This window comes from Pseudomonas sp. Z4-20 (assembly GCF_051131955.1).
GTDB lineage: Bacteria > Pseudomonadota > Gammaproteobacteria > Pseudomonadales > Pseudomonadaceae > Aquipseudomonas > Aquipseudomonas marvdashtae.
This window is the reverse complement of sequence record NZ_CP071641.1, coordinates 3,770,311-3,791,669: the sequence shown is the minus strand read 5'-3', so window position 1 is coordinate 3,791,669 and position 21,359 is coordinate 3,770,311. Positions and strand designations below refer to the sequence as shown.

Genomic DNA, 21,359 nt, shown 5'->3' with positions numbered 1-21,359 from the left:
TCTTTGTCGCTCTGCGCGACGGTCAAGCGGTCTGTTACGCAGGGCCGACGACTAATTATTTGCCGGCGCTATCCGTTCCATGGGGGACAACTTGCAAGCCGAATTCAGGCAGGAACCCCCCATGACCGAAGCGTTCGAACTCCCCAGCACCCTGGCTCATGCCCTCCAGCGCCGCGCCGCGTTGACGCCGGACCGGGTGGCCTTGCGCTTCCTCGCCGACACCGCGCAGCAGAGCGTGGTCCTGAGTTATCGCGACCTGGATCTGCGCGCCCGGACCATCGCCGCCGCCTTGCAGGCCGACGCCGAGCCCGGTGATCGAGCGGTGCTGCTGTTCCCCAGCGGCCCGGATTACGTCGCGGCGTTCTTTGGTTGCCTGTACGCCGGCGTGATCGCCGTGCCGGCCTATCCGCCGGAGTCCACGCGTCGCCATCACCAGGAGCGGCTGCTGTCGATCATCGCTGACGCCGAGCCACGGTTATTGCTGACCAGCGCTGACTTGCGTGACACCTTGCAGGCCATCGAATCGGCACCGCCGGTGTTGTGCGTCGATGCCCTCGATCCGGCCCGTGCCGGACAATGGCTGGCGCCGGACCTGCAAGACGATGCTATCGCGTTCCTGCAATACACTTCCGGCTCCACCGCCTTGCCCAAGGGTGTGCAAGTCAGCCATGGCAACCTGGTAGCCAATGAATTATTGATTCGTCACGGCTTCGGCATTGATGTGAATCCCGACGACGTCATTGTCAGTTGGCTGCCGCTGTATCACGACATGGGCCTGATCGGCGGTTTGCTGCAGCCGATCTTCAGTGGCGTGCCCTGCGTGCTGATGTCACCGGCTTATTTCCTCGCTCGACCGTTGCGTTGGCTCGAAGCGATCAGCGAGTACGGCGGCACCATCAGCGGTGGCCCGGACTTCGCCTATCGGCTGTGCTGCGAACGGGTCAGCGAGTCAGCCTTGGGCCGCCTCGACCTGAGCGGCTGGCGCGTGGCCTATTCCGGCTCCGAACCGATCCGCCTCGACAGCCTGGAGCGCTTCGCCGAAAAGTTCGCCCCGTGCGGCTTTACCCCCGACAGCTTCATGGCGTCCTACGGGCTGGCCGAAGCGACCTTGTTCGTCGCCGGCACGCCGCGCGGTCGAGGCATTCCTGCGATGCGGATGGACGATGCGGCATTGGCGCAAAACCGCGCCGAACCGGGGCAGGGCAGCGCGGTGATGAGTTGTGGCGTGAGCCAGCCGGGTCATGCGGTGCTGATCGTCGAGCCCTCCACGTTGCAGCCGCTGGCTGACAGTCAGGTTGGCGAAGTCTGGGCCGCCGGGCCGAGCATCGCCCACGGTTACTGGCGCAATCGCGAAGCCAGCGCTAGGACCTTTGTCCAGCATGACGGTCGCACGTGGCTGCGCACCGGCGACTTGGGTTTTGTACGTGGCGGCGAGCTGTTTATTACCGGCCGCCTGAAGGACATGCTGATCGTGCGTGGCCATAACCTTTATCCACAGGACATCGAACAAGCCATCGAGCGCGAAGTGGAAGTAGTGCGCAAAGGACGAGTCGCAGCTTTTGCAGTCGACGACGACGGCGAAGAAGGCATCGGCATCGCCGCGGAAATCAGCCGCAGCGTGCAGAAGATTCTCCCGCCCGAAGCCCTGATCAAAGCGATTCGCCAGGCCGTGGCCGACAGCTGCCAACAAGCGCCCAGCGTCGTGGTGCTGCTCAACCCTGGCGCGTTGCCGAAGACCTCCAGCGGGAAACTGCAGCGTTCGGCGTGTCGCGCCCAGTTGGCGGATGGCAGCCTCGACAGCTATGCGCTGTTCCCCTCGACCGAAGTGCAAAGGGTCGATGAGCCTGGGTCTTCATCCGAGCTCCAGGCCTTGATTGGCCAGCTCTGGTGCGAGCAATTACAGGTCGACCAGGTGCGCGGCGACGACCATTTCTTCCTGTTGGGCGGCAATTCGATCGTCGCTACCCAAGTCATCGCTCGGCTGCGCGAAATCCTGGGCCTGGAACTCAACTTGCGCCTGCTTTTCGAGGCCCCGACCCTGGATGCTTTCGCCGCAGCAGTGGTCAACCTGCAGCGTGACGGCGGTCGGGCTCAAGGCCTGATCAATCCACTGTCCCGCGCCGAAGCGTTGCCCCAATCCCTGGCCCAGAACCGCTTGTGGCTGACCTGGCAGTTGGACCCTTCGAGCCGCGCCTACAACATCCCCGGCGCCGTGCGCTTGCGCGGTGAGCTGGAGGAAAACGCATTGCGCGCCAGCTTCCAGCAACTCATCGAACGCCACGAATCCCTGCGCACGCGGTTTCTGGAACGTGACGGCATAGCCTTGCAACAGATTGACCCTGCCGGTGAATTCAACCTTCAGGTGATCGACCTCAGCGACGTGCCCGCCGACCAGCGCGAAGCCCGTGCGCGGCAGATCCGTGAAGACGAAGCGGCCAGCCGATTCGATCTGGAAAAGGGACCGCTGCTGAAGGTCACTTTGTTGCGCCTGGATGAAGACGAGCATCAGTTGCTGGTGACGCTGCACCACATCATCGCCGACGGCTGGTCGATGAACGTGTTGATCGATGAATTCTCGCGTCTATACGCCGCTGCATCCCGGGGACAGGTGGCGGAACTGGCACCGTTGCCGTTGCAATACGCCGACTACGGCAGTTGGCAGCGGCAATGGCTCGCCCAAGGCGAAGCCGAACGCCAATTGGAATACTGGAAACAGCAGTTGGGTGATGAGCATCCGCCCCTGGCGCTGAGCACCGATCATCCACGCAATGCCCAGCAGCGTCGCAGCGCCGCGCGCCACAGCGTGCGTCTGGACAGGGACCTCGGCGAGGCCCTGCGCCAAGTCGCCCAAGCGCATGACGCGACGCTGTTCATGCTGCTGCTGGCGGGCTTGCAAGCATTATTGCAGCGCTACACCGGCCAATCCGACATCCGCATCGGCGTGCCCAACGCCAATCGCCCGCGCCTGGAAACCCAAGGGCTGATCGGCTTCTTCATCAACACCCAAGTGCTGCGGGCACAAACCGATGCGCGCCAGCCGTTCGCCGCGCTGCTCGCCCAGGCCCGAGCGGCTACGCTGGGTGCCCAGGCTCATCAGGACCTGCCTTTCGAACAGCTGCTCGAAGCGTATCCCCAGGCCCGCGAGCAGGGTCTGTTCCAAGTGATGTTCAATCACCAGCAGCGGGACCTGGGCGCGTTGCGGCGTCTGCCCGGACTGCTGGCCGACGAGTTGCCGTGGCACAGCCGTGAAGCCAAGTTCGACCTGCAATTGCACAGCGAAGAAGACCGCAACGGTCGTCTGATGTTGTCGTTCGATTACGCAGACGAACTGTTCGAGGCGGCGACCATCGCGCGCTTGGCCGAGCATTTCTGCAACCTGTTGCGATCCGTCTGCAGCGACCCGCACCAGGCCATCGGGGACGTGCCGTTGTTGAGTGCCGAGGAACTCGCCCAGCAGCGGCGTTGGGGGGCTGCGCCCTGTGAACCCGCCGCGCAATGGCTGCCGGAACTGTTGAATGAACAAGCCCGCCGCAGCCCGCAACGCACCGCGCTGCAGTGGGACGGTGGTTCGCTGGACTACGCCGAGCTGCACGCCCAGGCCAATCGGCTGGCGCATTACCTGCGGGACAAAGGCGTCGGCCCGGACGTGTGCGTGGCGATCGCCGCCGAGCGTTCGGCGCCGTTGCTCATCGGCGTGCTGGCGATCATCAAGGCCGGCGGCGCTTATGTGCCGCTGGATGTCGATTACCCGAGTGAACGCCTGGCCTACATGCTCCATGACAGCGGCGTCGATTTGCTGCTGACCCAGACCGCATTGCTCGAACGCTTGCCGGCCTGCGAGGGCGTCAGCGTCATCGCCATGGACGCCCTGCACTTGGAGCAATGGCCAAGCAATCCGCCGGGCCTGCACTTGCATGGCGATCACTTGGCCTACGTGATTTATACCTCCGGTTCGACCGGTCAACCCAAGGGCGTCGACAATACCCACGCGGCCCTGGCTGAGCGCTTGCAATGGATGCAAGCCGCCTATGGGTTGGATGAAAGCGACGTGCTGATGCAAAAAGCGCCGATCAGTTTCGACGTGTCGGTGTGGGAGTGCTTCTGGCCGCTGGTCGCCGGCAGCCAATTGGTACTGGCCGGCCCAGGCGAACACCGCGACCCGCACCGCATTGCGCAGTTGGTCGAGCAGTTTGGCGTAACCACGCTGCATTTCGTGCCGCCGCTGCTCAGCCTGTTCGTCGACGAACCGTCGAGCGCCCGCTGCACCAGCCTGCGCCGAATCTTTTCCGGTGGCGAAGCCCTGCCGGCCGAGCTGCGTAGCCGGGTACTGGCGCGGTTGCCTGCGGTGCAACTGCACAACCGCTACGGCCCGACCGAAACCGCCATCAACGTCACCCATTGGCACTGCACCGAAGCCGATGGCGAGCGCTCGCCGATTGGCCGGCCGTTAGCCAATGTGCTGTGCCGGGTGCTCGACAATGATCTCAATCCTCTGCCGATCGGCGTGCCCGGCGAGCTGTGCATCGGTGGCCTGGGCCTGGCCCGGGGTTACCTGGGGCGTCCGGGCCTGACGGCCGAGCGCTTCATCGTCGACCCGCAAGGATCGGCGGGCGCACGGCTGTACCGCACTGGCGACCGGGCGCGGTGGGGGGCGGACGGCGTGATCGAATACCTTGGCCGTCTCGACCAGCAGGTCAAGCTGCGCGGTTTCCGGGTCGAGCCACAAGAGATCGAAGCCCGACTGCTGGCCCAGGACGGCGTCGCCCAAGCGGCGGTGCTGGTACGGGACACGGCGGCCGGCCCGCAGTTGATCGGCTACTACACGACCGACGCGGTCCATGAAGACGAAAGCGCCCAGGCCACGCGTCTGGAAACCGCCCTGGCCGTCGAGCTTCCGGAGTACATGGTGCCTGCGCAACTGCTGCGCCTGGACGCCATGCCGCTGAGCCCAAGCGGCAAGCTCGACCGCCGCGCCTTGCCCGAGCCGCAATGGCAGGTGCGCGAGCACGTCGAGCCGACCAGCGCACTCCAACAGCAGATCGCCGGCATCTGGCGCGATGTGCTGGGGCTTGCGCGCATTGGCCTGCGGGACGATTTTTTTGCCCTGGGCGGCCATTCGTTGCTGGCGACCCAGATCATTTCCCGCACTCGCCAGGCCTGCGATGTCGAGCTGCCGTTGCGCACGTTGTTCGAGAACAGCGAGCTGGGCGCCTTTGCCGAGCAGGTGCGGCTGATCCAGGCCAGCGGTCGGACCAACGGCCAGCCGCCGATCGAGACAGTCGATCGCAGCCAACCGGTACCGTTGTCGTATTCCCAGCAGCGCATGTGGTTCCTCTGGCAGATGGAGCCGGACAGCCCGGCCTACAATGTCGGCGGCATGGCGCGGTTGCGCGGGGTGCTGGACGTCGGGCGTTTCGAAGCAGCCTTGCAAGCCTTGATCCTGCGCCACGAAACCCTGCGCACCACGTTCCCGAGCATCGACGGCGTGGCCCGCCAGCAGGTGCACGGCGAAACAGGCCTGCGCATGGACTGGAAGGACTTCTCGATGCTCGACGCCGATGTTCGCCAGCAGCGCGTGCGGCAACTGGCGGACAGCGAGGCCCACGAGCCCTTCGACCTGGAAACCGGGCCACTGCTGCGGGCCTGCCTGGTCAAGACCGCCGAGCATGAGCATTACTTTGTGCTGACGCTGCACCACATCGTCACCGAAGGTTGGGCGATGGACATCTTTGCCCGAGAACTGAGCGCGCTGTACGAAGCCTTTATCGATGACCGCGAGTCGCCGCTGGAGCCGTTGCCGGTGCAATACCTGGACTACAGCGTCTGGCAGCGCCAATGGCTGGAATCCGGCGAGCGCCAGCGACAATTGAACTATTGGACCGCGCAACTGGGCCGCGAACATCCATTGTTGGAACTGCCGGCCGACCGCCCGCGTCCGCCGGTGCAAAGCCATCGCGGCGAGTTGTTCCGCTTTGATCTCAGCGATGAGCTGGCCGCCCGGGTCCGTGCCTTCAACGCCGAACGGGGCTTGACGCTGTTCATGACCATGACCGCCGCCCTGGCGGTGTTGCTCTATCGCTACAGCGGCCAGACCGACTTGCGCATCGGCGCGCCGGTGGCCAACCGCATCCGTCCGGAAAGCGAAGGCTTGATCGGCGCCTTTCTCAATACGCAGGTGCTGCGTTGCCAGCTCGATGGGCAGATGTCGGTGGGCGAATTGTTCGAGCAGGTACGCCATACCGTGATCGAAGGCCAGTCCCACCAGGACTTGCCGTTCGACCATCTGGTAGAAGCCCTGCAACCGCCGCGCAGTGCGGCGTACAACCCGCTGTTCCAAGTGATGTGCAACGTGCAGCGCTGGGAATTCCAGCAGAGCCGCACGTTGGCCGGCATGAGCGTCGACTACTTGGTCAACGACGCCCGCGCGACCAAGTTCGACCTGAACCTGGAAGTCACCGACCTCGACCATCGGCTGGGTTGCTGCCTGACTTACAGCACTGACCTGTTCGACGAACCGCGCATCGCCCGCATGGCCGGGCACTGGCGCAATCTGCTGGAAGCGTTGCTGGTCGATCCGTCCCGGCGACTGAGTGAGCTGCCGCTGCTGGACGCGAGCGAGCAACGGCAGCTTTTCGACAGCCTCGGCGAGGAGGCGGGTGAGCATCGCCTGGATCAATGCATCCACCCGCTGTTCGCTGAGCAGGCCCAGGCGCGCCCCGACGCGCCGGCCCTGAGCTTCGCCGGCCAGACCCTGACTTACGCCGAACTCGATGGCCGGGCCAATCGCCTGGCCTGGATGTTGCGCGAACGGGGCGTCGGGCCGCAGGTGCGGGTGGGCCTGGCGCTGGAGCGCTCGCTGGAAATGGTCGTCGGCCTGCTGGCGATCCTCAAGGCGGGCGGCGCCTACGTGCCGCTGGATCCTGAATATCCGCTGGACCGCTTGCACTACATGATCGAAGACAGCGGCGTCGGCCTGTTGCTCAGCGACCGGGCCATGTTCGAGGTCCTTGGTCCATTGCCGGAGGGCGTGCAGCGCTGGTGCCTGGAAGACGATTCGGCGGCCCTGGCGCAATACGCGGATCATGCGCCGGCGCTGATCAACCTGCCGCAGCACCAGGCCTACTTGATCTACACCTCCGGTTCCACCGGCAAGCCCAAGGGCGTGGTGGTATCCCACGGTGAAATCGCCATGCATTGCCGAGCGGTGATCCAGCGCTTCGGCATGCGCCCGGACGATTGCGAACTGCACTTCTATTCCATCAACTTCGATGCCGCTACCGAGCGCCTGCTGGTGCCGTTGCTCAGTGGCGCCCATGTGGTGCTGCGCGCCCAGGGCCAGTGGGACGCCCAGGAGATCTGCGGGTTGATTCGCCAGCACCGCATCAACATCCTCGGCTTCACGCCCAGCTACGGCAGCCAGTTGGCGCAATGGCTGGCGGGCCAGGGGCAAACGTTGCCGGTGCGCATGTGCATCACCGGTGGCGAAGCCCTGACCGGCGAGCATCTGCAACGCATCCGCGCCGCCTTCAATCCGCGCCTGTTTTTCAACGCCTATGGGCCGACCGAAACCGTGGTAATGCCGCTGGCGAGCCTGGCCCCGCAACGGCTGGAGGAGGGCGCGGGCAGCGTGCCGATTGGCAGCGTGATCGGCGCTCGGGTGGCCTACATTCTCGATGCCGACCTGGCACTGGTGCCGCAAGGCGCCACGGGTGAGCTGTATGTCGGTGGCGCCGGCCTGGCCCAGGGTTATCACCAACGCCCGGGCATGACCGCCGAGCGTTTTGTCGCCGACCCGTTTGCCGCCGCTGGCGGACGGCTGTACCGCACCGGCGACCTGGTGCGCCAGCGTGCCGACGGCCAGGTGGAATACCTGGGCCGAATCGACCACCAAGTGAAAATCCGCGGCTTTCGCATTGAGCTGGGGGAAATCGAAAACCGTTTGTTGGAGCACGACGCTGTGCGCGAGGCCGTGGTGTTGGCGCTCGATATGCCCGGTGGCAAGCAACTGGCCGGTTATCTGGCCATCGACGTCGCCGAACAGGACTCGGTGCAACAAGCGGCCTTGCGCGAAACCCTGAAACATCACCTCAAGGCGCAACTGCCCGAGTACATGGTGCCCACCCTCCTGATCCTGCTGGCGAGCATGCCGCTGACCGCCAACGGCAAGCTGGATCGCCGCGCCCTGCCGATGCCGGATCCGGAACTCAACCGCCAACACTACGTGGCGCCAAGCAATGCCTTGGAGCAGTCGCTGGCGACGATCTGGTGCGAGGTGCTCAACGTGAAACAGGTCGGCCTCAACGACAACTTCTTCGAGCTGGGGGGCGATTCGATCCTCTCGATCCAGGTCGTCAGCCGAGCCCGGCAGCAGGGCATCCACTTCACCCCACGTGATCTGTTCCAGCACCAGACCGTGCAAGCCTTGGCCGCCATAGCCACCCGCAGCGAGCAGGTGAGCGCCGAGCAAGGCTTGTTGAGCGGTGAGTCGGGGCTGACGCCAGTCCAGCATTGGTTCTTCGACAGCGCGATACCCAACCGTCATCACTGGAACCAGGCGTTGCTGCTGGAGCCGGCGATGCCCCTGCAAGCGCATTACCTGGCGCAGGCATTGCGCGCTGTTTTCGAGCAGCATGATGCCTTGCGCCTGGGCTTTGGCAACACGGCCGGGCATTGGCGTGCCGAGCATCAGCCGTTGTTCGACGGCGTGCTGTTGCAGCACCTGGCCGTGGATTCGCCACACGCCTGCGAAGGGGTATTTGCCCAGGCGCAGCGCAGCTTTGACCTGGCGACTGGGCCTCTTCTGCGCGCCGTGCTGGCAGACATGCCCGACGGTCGGCAACGGTTGCTGATCGCTGTCCATCACTTGGTGGTGGATGGCGTGTCGTGGCGGGTGTTGATGGACGATCTGCAAACCGCCTACCGCCAAGCCGTGAACGGGCAAGCGCCGCAGTTACCGGCCAAGACCAGCCCGTTCCGGGATTGGGCGGCGCGGTTGCAGGCCTACGCTGGCAGCGAGTCCTTGCGTGAGGAGTTGGGCTGGTGGCAAGGCCAATTGAGCGGCCCGGACGTGACGCTACCTTGCACGCGTGCCGATGGTGGACAACAGGAGCGTCACGCGCAAGTCGTCGGCGTGCGCCTGGACGCGGAGCGCACCCGCCAGCTGCTGCAACAGGCGCCGAGCGCCTACCGCACCCAGGTCAACGACTTGCTGCTCACGGCGCTGGCTCGGGTGCTGTGTCGCCGCACCGGTCATGCATCGGCGCTGATCCAGCTCGAAGGCCACGGCCGCGAAGCACTGTTCGATGACATCGACCTGACGCGCACCGTGGGCTGGTTCACCAGCGTCTATCCGCTGCGGCTGAGCCCTGGGGGGGACGATCTCGGCACCTCGATCAAAGCCATCAAGGAACAACTGCGCGCCGTGCCCCACAAGGGCCTCGGCTATGGCGTGCTGCGTTACCTGGCCGACACGACCGCGCGTGAAGCCATGGCCGCTTTGCCCCGCGCCACGATCACCTTCAATTACCTTGGCCAGCTCGACCAGACCCTCGGCCACGACGCGCTGTTCCGGCCACTCGACGCACCGCTGGGCTCGATCCACGACCCTGACGCGCCACTGCCTAACGAATTGGGTGTCGACGGCCAAGTCAGCGGCGGTGAACTGGTGCTGCGCTGGACCTTCAGTGCCGAGCGCCATGACCGCGAGGCCATCGCCGCGCTGGCCGATGCCTATCTCGAGGAGTTGCAGCGCCTGATCGAACATTGCCTCGCGGACGAGGCGGGCGGCCTGACGCCGTCGGATTTCCCGCTGGCGAAACTGACCCAGGCACAACTCGACAACCTGCCGGTGCCGGCCGCGCAGATCGAAGACGTTTATCCGCTGACGCCGATGCAGGAAGGCATGTTGCTGCACACGTTGCTGGAGCCGGGCACGGGCCTGTATTACATGCAAGACCGTTATCGCATCAACAGCGCGTTGGACCCACAGCGTTTCGCCCAGGCCTGGCAGGCGGTCATCGCCCGCCACGAAGCCTTGCGCGCTTCGTTCTGCTGGAACGTCGGCGAAGACATGCTGCAAGTCATCCACAAGCCCGGCCGCACGCCGGTGGACTGTCTCGATTGGACGCAGGTGCCCGAGGATGAGCAGGAGCCCAAGCTCCAGGCGTTGCTCAAGCAGGAGCGCGAGGCCGGTTTCGATTTGTTGAACGAGGCACCGTTCCACCTGCGATTGATCCGGGTCGGCGCGGCGCGCTACTGGTTCATGATGAGCAATCACCACATCCTGATCGATGCCTGGTGCCGTTCACTGCTGATGGACGATTTCTTCGAGATCTACACCGCCCTCGGTGAACATCGCCAGCCTCAACTGGCCGTGCCGCCGCGCTATCGCGACTACATCGGCTGGCTGCAACGCCAGAGCCTGGCCGAAGCCCGGCAATGGTGGCAGAGCAATTTGCAAGGCTTCGAACGGACCACGCCGATCCCCGGCGACCGGCCGTTCCTGCGCGAGCACGCCGGTGATAGCGGCGGCATGGTGGTCGGCGACTGCTACACGCGGCTCGACGCCCGGGACGGTGCACGGCTGCGGGAACTGGCCCAGGCCCATCAATTGACCGTGAATACCTTCGCCCAGGCGGCGTGGGCCCTGGTGTTGCGCCGGGTCAGCGGTGATCGGGACGTGCTGTTCGGCGTGACCGTGGCCGGGCGCCCGGTGGAGCTGCCGCAGATGCAGCGCACGGTGGGGCTGTTCATCAACAGCGTGGCCTTGCGGGTGCAGATCCCGGGCGACGACCAGCGCTGCAGTGTGCGCGATTGGCTCAACGGCCTGCTGGACAGCAACATGCAGTTGCGCGAGTACGAATACCTGCCACTGGTGAGCATCCAGGAAGCCAGTGAACTGCCCAAGGGCCAGCCGCTGTTCGACAGCCTCTTCGTGTTTGAAAACGCGCCGGTGGAAGTCTCGGTGCTGGACCGCGCGCAGAGTCTCAATGCCACTTCTGACTCGGGCCGCACCCACACCAATTTCCCGCTGACGGCGGTCTGCTATCCGGGCGATGACTTGGGGCTGCACCTGTCCTACGACCAACGTTATTTCGACGAGTCCACCGTCCAGGGACTGCTCGGCGAGTTCCAGCGATTGCTGCTGGCGTTGATGGACGGTTTCCATGGCGACATGGCTGAACTGCCGCTGATCGGCGCCCAAGAGCGGGATTTGCTCGTCGAAGGCTGTAACCAGAGCGCGCGCGACTATCCGCTGGAGCGCAGTTACGTCGAGCTGTTCGAGGCCCAAGTGGCGGCCCATCCGCAACGCGTCGCCGCCACCTGCCTGGAGGACAGTTGCACCTACGCGCAACTGAATGAACGCAGCAACCGTCTCGGTCATGCGCTGATCGCGGCCGGCGTCGGTCTCGATCAGCCCGTGGCGCTGTTGGCCGAACGGAACCTGGACCTGTTGGGCATGATCATCGGCAGTTTCAAGGCCGGTGGCGGTTACCTGCCGCTTGATCCTGGCCTGCCGAGCCAGCGCCTGAGCCGCATCATCGAACTGAGCCGTACGCCATTGTTGGTCTGCACTCGCGCCTGTGAGGAGCAGGCGCTGGCGTTGCTGGAAGCGTTCGCCTGTGCCGGTCGGCCGAAGCTGCTGGTCTGGGAGAACGTCCAGGCCGGCGATGTATCGCTGGACAACCCCGGCGTCTACAACGGACCGGACCACCTGGCGTACGTGATCTTCACCTCGGGTTCCACGGGGTTGCCCAAAGGCGTCATGGTGCAGCAGCGCGGCATGCTCAATAACCAGCTCAGCAAAGTGCCTTACCTGGCGCTGGACGAAACGGACGTGATTGCCCAGACGGCGTCGCAGAGTTTCGATATCTCGGTGTGGCAGTTCCTCGCCGCCCCGTTGTTCGGCGCTCGGGTGGACATCGTGCCGAATGCCATCGCCCATGACCCGCAAGGACTGCTGGACCATGTGCAACGCCAGGGCATCACCGTCTTGGAAAGCGTGCCGTCACTGATCCAGGGCATGCTTGCCCAGGAGCGCATCGGCCTCGATGGCCTGCGCTGGATGTTGCCAACCGGCGAGGCGATGCCGCCGGAGCTCGCCCACCAATGGCTGTTGCGTTACCCGGATATCGGCCTGGTGAATGCCTACGGTCCGGCTGAATGTTCCGATGACGTCGCGTTCTTCCGCGTCGACATGGCCTCGACCCGTGGCACTTACCTGCCCATCGGCACACCCACCGACAACAACCGTTTATACCTGCTCGACGGCGCGCTGGACCTGGTGCCACTGGGCGCGGTGGGGGAGTTGTGTGTCGCCGGCACCGGGGTCGGACGCGGTTATGTCGGCGATCCGCTGCGCACCGCGCCGGTGTTCGTGCCCAATCCGTTCGGCGCAGCCGGGGAACGCCTGTATCGCACCGGCGACCTGGCGCGACGCCGCAGCGACGGCGTGTTGGAATATGTCGGGCGCATCGACCATCAGGTGAAGATTCGTGGCTATCGTATCGAGCTGGGGGAAATCGAAGCGCGGCTGCACGAACAGCCCGAGATCCGCGACGGCGCGGTGAGCGTGCAGGACGGCGCCCATGGCAAGCATCTGGTGGGCTACCTGGTTGCCGCCGACTCGACGCTGAACCCGACCGAACGGCTGGAGCGCATCAAACAACGGCTACGCGCCGAGCTGCCGGAATATATGGTGCCGCTGCACTGGCTGTGGCTCGACCGGTTGCCTCTCAACGCTAACGGCAAGCTGGATCGCAAGGCCTTGCCGGCCTTGGAGATTGGCCAGCTGCAAAGCGAGGATTATCAAGCCCCTGGCAGCGATCTGGAACGGACCCTGGCGGACATCTGGGCCGAGGTGCTGAAGGTCGAGCGGGTGGGGATACGCGATAACTTCTTCGAGCTGGGCGGGCATTCGTTGCTGGCGACGCAAATCGCCTCGCGTGTGCAAAAAGCCCTGCAACGCAACGTGCCGCTGCGGGCCATGTTCGAGTGCAGCACGGTGCAGGAGCTGGCCGAATACATCGAAGGGCTGGCGGCCAGCGAAATCACCGAGGAGAAGGCGGATCGGTTGAATGATCTGATGGCGCAGTTGGAAGGATTGTAGTTTTGCGGCGTCTATAAGGACCCCATCGCGAGCTGGCGGCACAAGCAGGGCAACCCCGTGGTTGACGCCTCGCTTGTCGCGGCTCAGTCTCCCGAAGGTTTTCCCTGACTCAACAAGGAGGTCACCGATGCCTTTTGTAACGATTGCCGGACAACCGCTCCATTACCTTGACCAAGGCCGGGGGCCGGTGGTGCTGCTGGGCAGCAGCTATTTGTGGGACAGCAGCATGTGGACGCCGCAGATTGACGCCCTGTCGAAGCACTGTCGGGTGATCGTTCCTGAGCTGTGGGGCCATGGCCAGTCCGGGCGCTTGCCGGAGGACACGACTTCCCTGGATGACCTGGCGTGCCAGGCGCTGGCGTTGATGGACCAACTGGAGATCGATTGCTTCAGCCTGGTGGGGCTCTCGGTGGGCGGGATGTGGGGTGCGCGACTGGCGTTGGCGGCGCCTGGACGTGTGGAGTCGCTGGTGTTGATGGACACCTACGTCGGCGTCGAGCCGGAACCGACCCGCCTGTATTACTTCTCGCTGTTCGACAAGATCGAGGCCTGCGGCGGCATCCCTGAACCGTTGCTGGACATCATCGTGCCGATCTTCTTCCGGCCAGGCATCGATCCGCAGTCGGCGCTCTACCAACAGTTCCGCGCCTCGCTCGCGGCGCTACCCGCCGATCGCCTGCGCGACAGTGTCGTACCGCTGGGGCGGATCATTTTCGGTCGGGACGATATCCTGCCGCGCCTGCCTGGACTGGACGCCGAGCGCACGCTAGTGATGTGCGGCGACCAGGACAAGCCACGGCCACCGGCCGAGGCGTTGGAAATGGCCGAGCTGATTGGCTGTCGGCATATGCTGGTCCCGGAGGCGGGGCATATCTCGAATCTGGAGAACCCGGAGTTTGTGACCGAGGTGTTGCTGGCGCTTCTGACGCGCAAGCACTGACTGTTGCCCAACCGTGGCGAGGGAGCTTGCTCCCGCTGGGCTGCGCAGCAGCCCCAAAAAGCGCATGCGTTTAACCTGACGAACCACAGCAAGACAGCCAGGGGCTGCTTCGCAACCCAGCGGGAGCAAGCTCCCTCGCCACAAAAGCAGTCGGCGGCGCGTCAGGTTTTTTGGGCTTTACTTCGGACCGAGAATCTTCACCAGCTTGTCCGGCGATGGCGCGCCTTGCTGTTGTTGCAGTTCGCCTTTGTCATCGAGGTAGAAAATCGCCGGGGTGGCTGACAGTTCCAGTTCTTCCATCAGTTGCAGGTTGGCGTCGAGCTTGGCCTGGATGGCCGACGGTATGTCCTTGAGCGGTTTGAGCGAGCTGCCTTTGCCGGCCTTTTCATGCTCGGCCAGGGCTTTCTCCGGTTCCTTGGCGGCCAGCAATGCAGCGGATTTACCCGGGCTGTCCTCGCGGATGATGCCCACCATGATGTGGCGCAACTGCACCTTGCCGGCCTTGACCCACGGTCGGGCCTGTTCCCAGAACATGTTGCAGTATGGGCAATTGGGGTCGCTGAACAGGTACACAGTGCGTGGTGCGTCCTTGTTGCCATCGGCGATCCAATTGCTCGCTTCCATTTTTGCCCAGATTTCCTTGGCCATCGGCGCGTAGACCAGTTTTTGCAGCGGCTCGGCGCTCAGGTCCTTGCCCTCGGCGTCGTACAGGTTGCCCAGCAGAACGTGTTTGCCATCCGGCGTCAGGTACACGGCCATGCCACGGTTCTGGTATTGCGCCGCATAACCGCGCAAGCCATCCGGTGCGTCGAAGGTGCCGACGATTTTCGCGCCCTTGGCTTCGATCTTCTTGATCGCCGCCGGCAACTCTTCGGCGTGAAGCAGTGGGGTTTGCAAGAGTGCGCCGGCAAAGGCCAGGGTCAGCAGGTGGTTGAGGCGGGGCATGGCAGTGTCCTTGTCGCGGGGTGGGCCGCCGTGGTCGAGCCCGGCGTTTCGAAATTTTCCAGTGCGCGGGCCAGGCTCGCTTCCGACAATTCGCCCAGATGACTGCCCAGCAAGCGGCCGTCGGCGCTGTAGAACAAGGTTGTCGGTAATGCCATCGAGCCGACGGCTTGACCAAGACGCCCGCTGCCATCGAACAGCACGTTAGTCAGGCTAAGGCCCTGGGTCGCGAGGTAGGTGCTGACGCTTTGCATGCTTTCGGCTTGATTGACGAACAGGAAGGTCAGGTCCGGGCGCTGCTTTTGCGCTTCTTCCAGTACCGGCATTTCACGCCGGCAGGGTGGGCACCACGTGGCCCATAGATTGATCACCAAGGGGCCGCCCTGGTAGTCGGCGAGGTTCACGGTTTCGCCTTGGGCGTTGCGCAGATCGATCGCCGGCAAGCGAGTACCCTGCTCATAAATCGTCAACGACAGGGTTGCCACCAGCCAGAACAGCAGCCCGCTGCCGACACTGAAACCCAGCGGGCGTCGCAGGCCCGGTCGGCGACGGGCCCATAGCAGCGCTCCGATCAACAGCGCAACGATGCCCGGCCAGGCCAGGAAACCGCCGTCGCGCAAGTCGACAATCTGCCACGGATCGTCCTGGTAATGGTTCCAGTACGCAGCGACAAAGCCGACTCTCGCGGCAAGCAGCCCCAGCAGGAACAACCCGAACAGCACTGATTCGGGGTTTTCGCCGCCGCGCTTGGCCACGCGCCAACCGACGAAGGTCGCCAGGGCCAATGCGCTGATCAGCAACAGATGGTTAAGGGCGATGGCAAAGGTGCCCAAGGTAAACGTCAGCATCAGGGCGCGTTCCGGGTGATGTTCCAGCGCTCCAGGAAGCCCTTGGCGTCGATTTCGCCCGTGATCCGTTGGCTGCGGCGTTCCGCGCCGTCCGCGCCGACCCACAGCAGGCTCGGTGGCCCAGGCACCTGGTAACGGCTTAGCAGCTCTCGGCTGGCGGCGCTGTCGGCGGTGACATCCAGGCGCAGCAGCCGCACGTCCTTGAGGGCATCGAGCACTTCGGCGCGGCCGAACACCTGTTTCTCCATGATCTTGCAGGACACGCACCAGTCCGCGTAGTAATCCAGCAACACCCACTGGCCCTGCGCCTTGGCGGCGTCCAGTTCCCGTTGCAGGGCGGCAGGCTCGCTGACCGTAACGAAGGCATCGTCGGTGCTGAGGGTCGCGTTGCCTTGTCCGCCGGTGTAGACCTCCAACGGCCTGAACAGGTCGTCGCTGCCGCCCGACGCCCCGATCACCAGCAGGCTGCCCCACAGGCCGAACAACAGCGACACGCTGCCCCACAGGTAGGCGGCGCGACCAAATCCTTGAGTTTGGCGCCAAGCGCAATAAGCGGCAATTACCAGCAGTGCGCCCCATAGTCCGATCCACAGCGAGCCATCGATGATCGGGCGAATCATCAGCAGCGCGGTGCCGAGGAACAAAAAGCCGAATACACCCTTGAGCAGGTTCATCCAGGCGCCGGGCTTGGGCAGGAAGCGATTGCCCACGGTGACCAGCAGCAACAGCGGCAGGCCCATGCCGACGCCCATGGTGAACAAGATCAAGCCGCCGTGCAGCGCGTTGCCGCTCTGGGCGATGTATAGCAGCGCGCCGGCCAGCGGCGCGGTCATGCACGGGCCCACCAACAGGCCGGACAGTGCGCCGAGCACGCCGGCACCCACCAGGCTGCCCCCGCGCCGCTGGCGGCCGGCGTTCTCCAGGCGATCACGCAGCGCGGCCGGCAGTTGCAGTTCGAAGAAGCCGAACATCGGCAACGCCAACACCACGAACACCGCCGCGAAAGTGCCCAACAGCCAGGGTTGTTGCAACCATGCCTGCAGGTTGGCCCCGAGCAGCGCCGCGAGCACGCCCATGGCGGCATACACCAAGGCCATGCTGATCACGTAGCTGCCGGCCAATGCCAGACCGCGCCGGGGGCCGGCGCCGCTGCCCACCACCAACCCGGCCAGAATCGGCAGCATTGGCAACGAACACGGCGTAAATGCCAGCAACAGCCCCAGGCCGAAGAACACCAGCAGGCTCCAGCCCAACGTGCGTTGTTGCAGACCGCTGGCCAAGGCCTGATCCTGCGCCTCGCCGTTGGCCGTTATCGCTGCGCCGCCACCCAGGTCGACCACTTGGGTTTGGGGCGGATAGCACAGGCCCGCGTCGGCACAGCCTTGGAAGCCGACCTTGATCTTTCCCGTAGCCCCGGCGGGAATCTTCAGTTCCAGTGCCTGGCGATAGACTTGCTGGTCGCCGAAAAACTCGTCGCTGTGAGCTTCGCCTTCGGGCAACTTCGGCTTTTGCGCTTCGGCCAAACCGTCGAATTTGAGCCGCTGCTGATAAAGGTAGTATCCGTCCGCGATCTGCCAGAACAACTGGGTCTCACCGGAATCCAGGCGTTGCGAGGAAAAGACGAACGCCTTTTCCACCGGCAGGAAGTCGGGTTTGGTCTCGAAGGGATTGGCAGCCTGGGCCAGGCCCGAGAGCAGGATCAGCCACAGCAAAAACAATCGACGCATGGGTAAAGCCTTAGAGCGAAGCAAGTGGAACGCACAATGGTGGCTGGCGATTAACCGTCGATTAACCCGGTCGACAACCGGTTTGCAGTAATGATCGCCCATATCGGGCGTACTCGTCGCATAATGTCGGCTTAATCGGCCGACGGCCTAATGTACCTTTTTCAACGGGGCCCCCCATGCGCGTACTGGTCTGCGAAGACGATGAGTTGATCGCCAGCGGCATAGTCGCCGGGCTGACGGCCCAAGGCCTGACGGTCGAACACGTCGCCACCGCATCGGCGGCGCGGGCGATGATTGGCGTGGCCGAGTTCGATGTCATGGTGCTCGACCTTGGCCTGCCCGATGAGGACGGCCTCAAGCTGCTCCGGCAGTTGCGCCAGCAAGGCCTGGAGATTCCGGTGCTGATCCTCACCGCCCGTGATTCGGTGACCGACCGGGTCGAAGGCCTCCAGGCCGGCGCCGATGATTATTTGCTCAAGCCGTTCGACCTGCGCGAGCTGGCGGCGCGCCTGCACACCTTGTTGCGACGCGTGGCCGGGCGCAGCGTCAATCTGATCGAGCACGGCCGCCTGACGTATGACCCCAGCAGCCGCGAAACCACCCTGGACGGTCAATCGGTGGACCTGTCCCGCCGCGAGCAGTCGCTGTTGCAGGCCCTGCTTCACAGCCGCGGACGGGTGTTGTCCACCGAGCAGCTCAAGGACAGCGTTTACGGGTTCAACGACGAACTGGAAAGCAATGCCCTCAACGTGCATATCCACCATCTGCGGCGCAAGCTGGGCAACGGGATTGTCGAGACGGTGCGCGGCCTGGGTTATCGGCTGGGGCCGGCCGATGGCGGGGAATCCTCCAAGTGATGAGCTTGCGACTACGGCTGAGCCTGACCCTTGGCGCGGCCTTCGCGCTGATCTGGGCCCTCGCCGCCGCCTGGATGCTCAGCGACCTGCGCAACCAGATGATGTTTTCCCTCGACCAGCGCCTGGTGGCTTCGGCGCGGATGGTCGCCGGGTTGCTGGAGCAACTGCCGCCCATGCCCAGCAAAGGTGAGGGCACGCATTTCAGTGCTGAACAGCTGAGCATTCCGGGCGGCATGGCCTGCCAGGTCAGTTCCTTGCGCGGGGAGATCCTGGCGCGCAGCCACGGCACCCCGGAGCAAGCTCTTGAAGCCGAGAAAATGGGCTTTCATGACCAGATGATCGACGGCGCGCCGTGGCGCAGCTTCACCTTGGCCCGGGGCGATTTGCGTATTACCACTGCCGACCGCCAGATCGAGCGCGAAGCGTTGAACATGTCGGTGTTGCTGGCGGCGTCGGTGCCGGTCGGCGTGGCGCTGCTCGGTTGCCTGTGCCTGTTGTGGCTCGGCATCGGCCAGGGGCTGGCGCCGCTCAACCGCATGCGCGATGCGTTGATGCGGCGCAACGCCGATTCCCTGGAGCCGCTGCAGATTCATCCGCTGCCCAGCGAGCTGCGTCCCTTGCTGGAAACCCAGAACCAGTTGCTCCAGCGCATCGGCAAGACCATCGAGCGCGAGCGGCGCCTGACCGGCGATGCCGCTCATGAACTGCGCAGCCCGCTGACGGCCATCAAGACGCACCTGCAAGTAGCGCGCATGACTGAGGGCGCCGCGCGCGACCAGTCCCTGGCCCGGGCGGAAGAGGGCGCCGACCGGCTGCACCGCACGCTTGAACAACTGTTGTTGCTGGCCCGGGTCGAGGGCAGCCTGTCGTTCGATGACGGCGTGCAATGCAATGCCGAGCAGGTCGCACGGCTGGCCATCCAGGATGCGGCCGGTGGCGCGCCCCAGCGGATCAGGCTGCATCTATCGCCGCCACTGTCCGACGCGCCAGTGCAGATGCCAGCGGTACTGGCCATCGCCGCGTTGCGCAATCTGCTGGAAAATGCCCTGCGCCATACGCCGGACGATACCGAGGTCGAGCTGAACCTGGAGATGATCGGCCAACGTGTGCGTTTCCAAGTGCGCGACCAAGGCCCCGGCATCGCCGCCGAAGATATCCAGCACCTGACCCAGCGCTTCTGGCGCAACGGCCAGAGCAATGGCTGCGGGTTGGGACTGGCGATTGTCCAGGCTATCGTCCAGCGTTGCGGCTGTGGCTTGCACTTCGACAGCCGCCCGGATGGGCTGCGAGTTGAGTTCACCGTGCCGGTACAAGTGTCGCCTGTCCAGTGACGGGTTCCTGTGGGTAAATCCTTGCCTCGCTGATGCGTTTCCAACAGTAGCCTGCACGTGCGCGCCGAATGCGCACCTGCCCGGTGCGCCGTTTGGTCACTCATTGCGGGGTCGAAAAATGTCAGTCGCTCACAGTCCTATCCAAGCATTGCCTGTCCGGGTCAGTCCGACACCGGTCGAGACGCTCTATCAATTCAACGAATCGCCGTTGCTGGCCCGCCAGAACCGGCAGGAATCCAATGCCCGCAGTTACCCACGACGGATCCCCCTGGCCCTTAAGCGCGCCAAGGGCCTGTACGTCGAAGATGTCGAGGGCCGCACCTTCATCGACTGCCTGGCCGGCGCGGGCACGCTGGCCCTTGGGCACAATCACCCGGTAGTGATCGAGGCGATCCAGCAGGTACTTGCCGATGAGCTGCCGTTGCATACCCTGGACCTGACCACGCCGGTCAAGGATCGCTTTGTCCAGGACCTGTTCGGCCTGTTGCCAGCGGCCCTTGCCGCCGAAGCGAAAATTCAATTTTGCGGACCCACGGGGACAGACGCTGTGGAAGCGGCGCTCAAGTTGGTGCGCACCGCCACGGGGCGAAGCACCGTGCTGTCGTTCCAGGGCGGTTATCACGGCATGAGCCAAGGCGCGTTGAGCCTGATGGGCAGTCTGGGCCCTAAAAAGCCGTTAGAGGCCTTGCTCAGCAGTGGCGTGCAGTTCATGCCGTATCCCTACGATTATCGGTGTCCGTTCGGGCTCGGGGGGGCTGAAGGCGTCAAGGCCAATCTGCATTACCTGGAAAACCTGCTGACCGACCCCGAGGCCGGCGTGCAGTTGCCTGCGGCGGTAATCGTCGAAGTGGTGCAGGGCGAAGGTGGTGTGATACCCGCCGATCTTGACTGGCTGCGCGGGTTGCGGCGGATCACCGAGCGGGCCGGCGTAGCGCTGATCGTCGATGAGATCCAGAGCGGCTTTGGCCGAACCGGCAAGATGTTTGCGTTCGAGCACGCCGGGATCATTCCGGACGTGGTCGTGCTGTCCAAGGCCATCGGCGGCAGCCTGCCGCTGGCGGTGGTGGTGTATCGCGACTGGCTCGACACTTGGCTGCCGGGCGCCCATGCCGGGACTTTTCGGGGTAACCAGATGGCCATGGCGGCGGGTAGCGCGGTCATGCGCTACCTGGTCGAACACAACGTGCCGGCTCATGCCGCCGCCATGGGCGAACGCCTGAGCGAACATTTGCATATCCTGCGGAGGGACTTCCCGCAATTGGGCGACATTCGTGGTCGCGGGCTGATGCTCGGCGTCGAGCTGATAGACCCGGCCGGCAAGCCGGACGCCTTGGGCCACCCACCGGTGGATGCACGGCTGGCGCCACGGCTGCAGCGTGAATGCCTCAAGCGTGGGCTGATCCTGGAGTTGGGTGGTCGACAGGGCGGCGTGGTGCGTTTCCTGCCGCCGCTGATCATTACCGCAGCGGAGATCGACCGGGTTGCGGAGATTTTCCGGCGTGCCCTGGAAGCCGCCGTGGCCGACGCCTAATTTTCATCCGGTCCGGTACGTTCCTTTTCATACCTTGGCTGCGCCTGCGCGCGGCGACCCTTGAGCAACGATGGA

General features: G+C 64.5%; 8 protein-coding genes. 5 read left to right on the top strand and 3 right to left on the bottom strand.

The window, feature by feature from the left end:
• Positions 1-121: 121 nt before the first annotated feature.
• Both J3P82_RS17095 and J3P82_RS17090 read left to right on the top strand, forming a co-directional pair.
• Positions 122-13,108 carry a non-ribosomal peptide synthetase gene (locus tag J3P82_RS17095; RefSeq protein ID WP_434557895.1) on the top strand — a complete coding sequence of 4,329 codons (12,987 nt, stop codon included), beginning with the start codon at positions 122-124 and terminating at the stop codon, positions 13,106-13,108.
• A 127-nt stretch (positions 13,109-13,235) separates the two neighbouring features.
• Positions 13,236-14,048, top strand: coding sequence for an alpha/beta fold hydrolase (locus J3P82_RS17090; protein WP_434557894.1), 813 nt, complete (start codon positions 13,236-13,238; stop codon positions 14,046-14,048).
• A gap of 177 nt (positions 14,049-14,225) precedes the next feature.
• Here the strand turns inward: J3P82_RS17090 and dsbG are convergent, their stop codons facing one another.
• The 3 genes from dsbG to dsbD are packed head-to-tail and all read right to left on the bottom strand — an operon-like array spanning position 14,226 to position 17,565.
• Positions 14,226-14,993: a thiol:disulfide interchange protein DsbG gene (gene dsbG / locus J3P82_RS17085; RefSeq protein WP_434557893.1), complete on the bottom strand. Its 768-nt coding sequence runs from the start codon at positions 14,991-14,993 to the stop codon at positions 14,226-14,228.
• Positions 14,969-15,838 (bottom strand): prolipoprotein diacylglyceryl transferase family protein, encoded by an 870-nt coding sequence (locus J3P82_RS17080; protein ID WP_434557892.1) that lies wholly within the window; start codon positions 15,836-15,838, stop codon positions 14,969-14,971. The genes dsbG and J3P82_RS17080 overlap by 25 nt, the downstream gene beginning before the upstream one ends.
• Positions 15,838-17,565: a protein-disulfide reductase DsbD gene (gene dsbD / locus J3P82_RS17075; RefSeq protein ID WP_434557891.1), complete on the bottom strand. Its 1,728-nt coding sequence runs from the start codon at positions 17,563-17,565 to the stop codon at positions 15,838-15,840. Before dsbD ends, J3P82_RS17080 begins: the two co-directional genes overlap by 1 nt.
• Before the next feature lie 176 nt (positions 17,566-17,741).
• Here dsbD and J3P82_RS17070 point away from each other — a divergent pair, with 176 nt between their 5' ends.
• The 3 genes from J3P82_RS17070 (at position 17,742) to J3P82_RS17060 (ending at position 21,284) form a co-directional block, all read left to right on the top strand.
• Positions 17,742-18,422: a response regulator gene (locus tag J3P82_RS17070; RefSeq protein ID WP_434557890.1), complete on the top strand. Its 681-nt coding sequence runs from the start codon at positions 17,742-17,744 to the stop codon at positions 18,420-18,422.
• Positions 18,422-19,753, top strand: coding sequence for an ATP-binding protein (locus J3P82_RS17065; protein WP_434557889.1), 1,332 nt, complete (start codon positions 18,422-18,424; stop codon positions 19,751-19,753). The genes J3P82_RS17070 and J3P82_RS17065 overlap by 1 nt, the downstream gene beginning before the upstream one ends.
• Before the next feature lie 118 nt (positions 19,754-19,871).
• The gene (locus J3P82_RS17060) at positions 19,872-21,284 is read left to right on the top strand and encodes an aspartate aminotransferase family protein (RefSeq protein ID WP_434557888.1); all 1,413 of its coding nucleotides are present in this window, start codon (positions 19,872-19,874) and stop codon (positions 21,282-21,284) included.
• Positions 21,285-21,359 lie beyond the last annotated feature (75 nt).

Coding starts and splice junctions, on each gene's coding strand:
- J3P82_RS17095 (WP_434557895.1), top strand. CDS start 122: ATGACCGAAGCGTTCGAACTCCCCAGCACCCTGGCTCATGCCCTCCAG.
- dsbD (WP_434557891.1), bottom strand. CDS start 17,565: ATGCGTCGATTGTTTTTGCTGTGGCTGATCCTGCTCTCGGGCCTGGCC.
- dsbG (WP_434557893.1), bottom strand. CDS start 14,993: ATGCCCCGCCTCAACCACCTGCTGACCCTGGCCTTTGCCGGCGCACTC.
- J3P82_RS17065 (WP_434557889.1), top strand. CDS start 18,422: ATGAGCTTGCGACTACGGCTGAGCCTGACCCTTGGCGCGGCCTTCGCG.
- J3P82_RS17090 (WP_434557894.1), top strand. CDS start 13,236: ATGCCTTTTGTAACGATTGCCGGACAACCGCTCCATTACCTTGACCAA.
- J3P82_RS17060 (WP_434557888.1), top strand. CDS start 19,872: ATGTCAGTCGCTCACAGTCCTATCCAAGCATTGCCTGTCCGGGTCAGT.
- J3P82_RS17070 (WP_434557890.1), top strand. CDS start 17,742: ATGCGCGTACTGGTCTGCGAAGACGATGAGTTGATCGCCAGCGGCATA.
- J3P82_RS17080 (WP_434557892.1), bottom strand. CDS start 15,838: ATGCTGACGTTTACCTTGGGCACCTTTGCCATCGCCCTTAACCATCTG.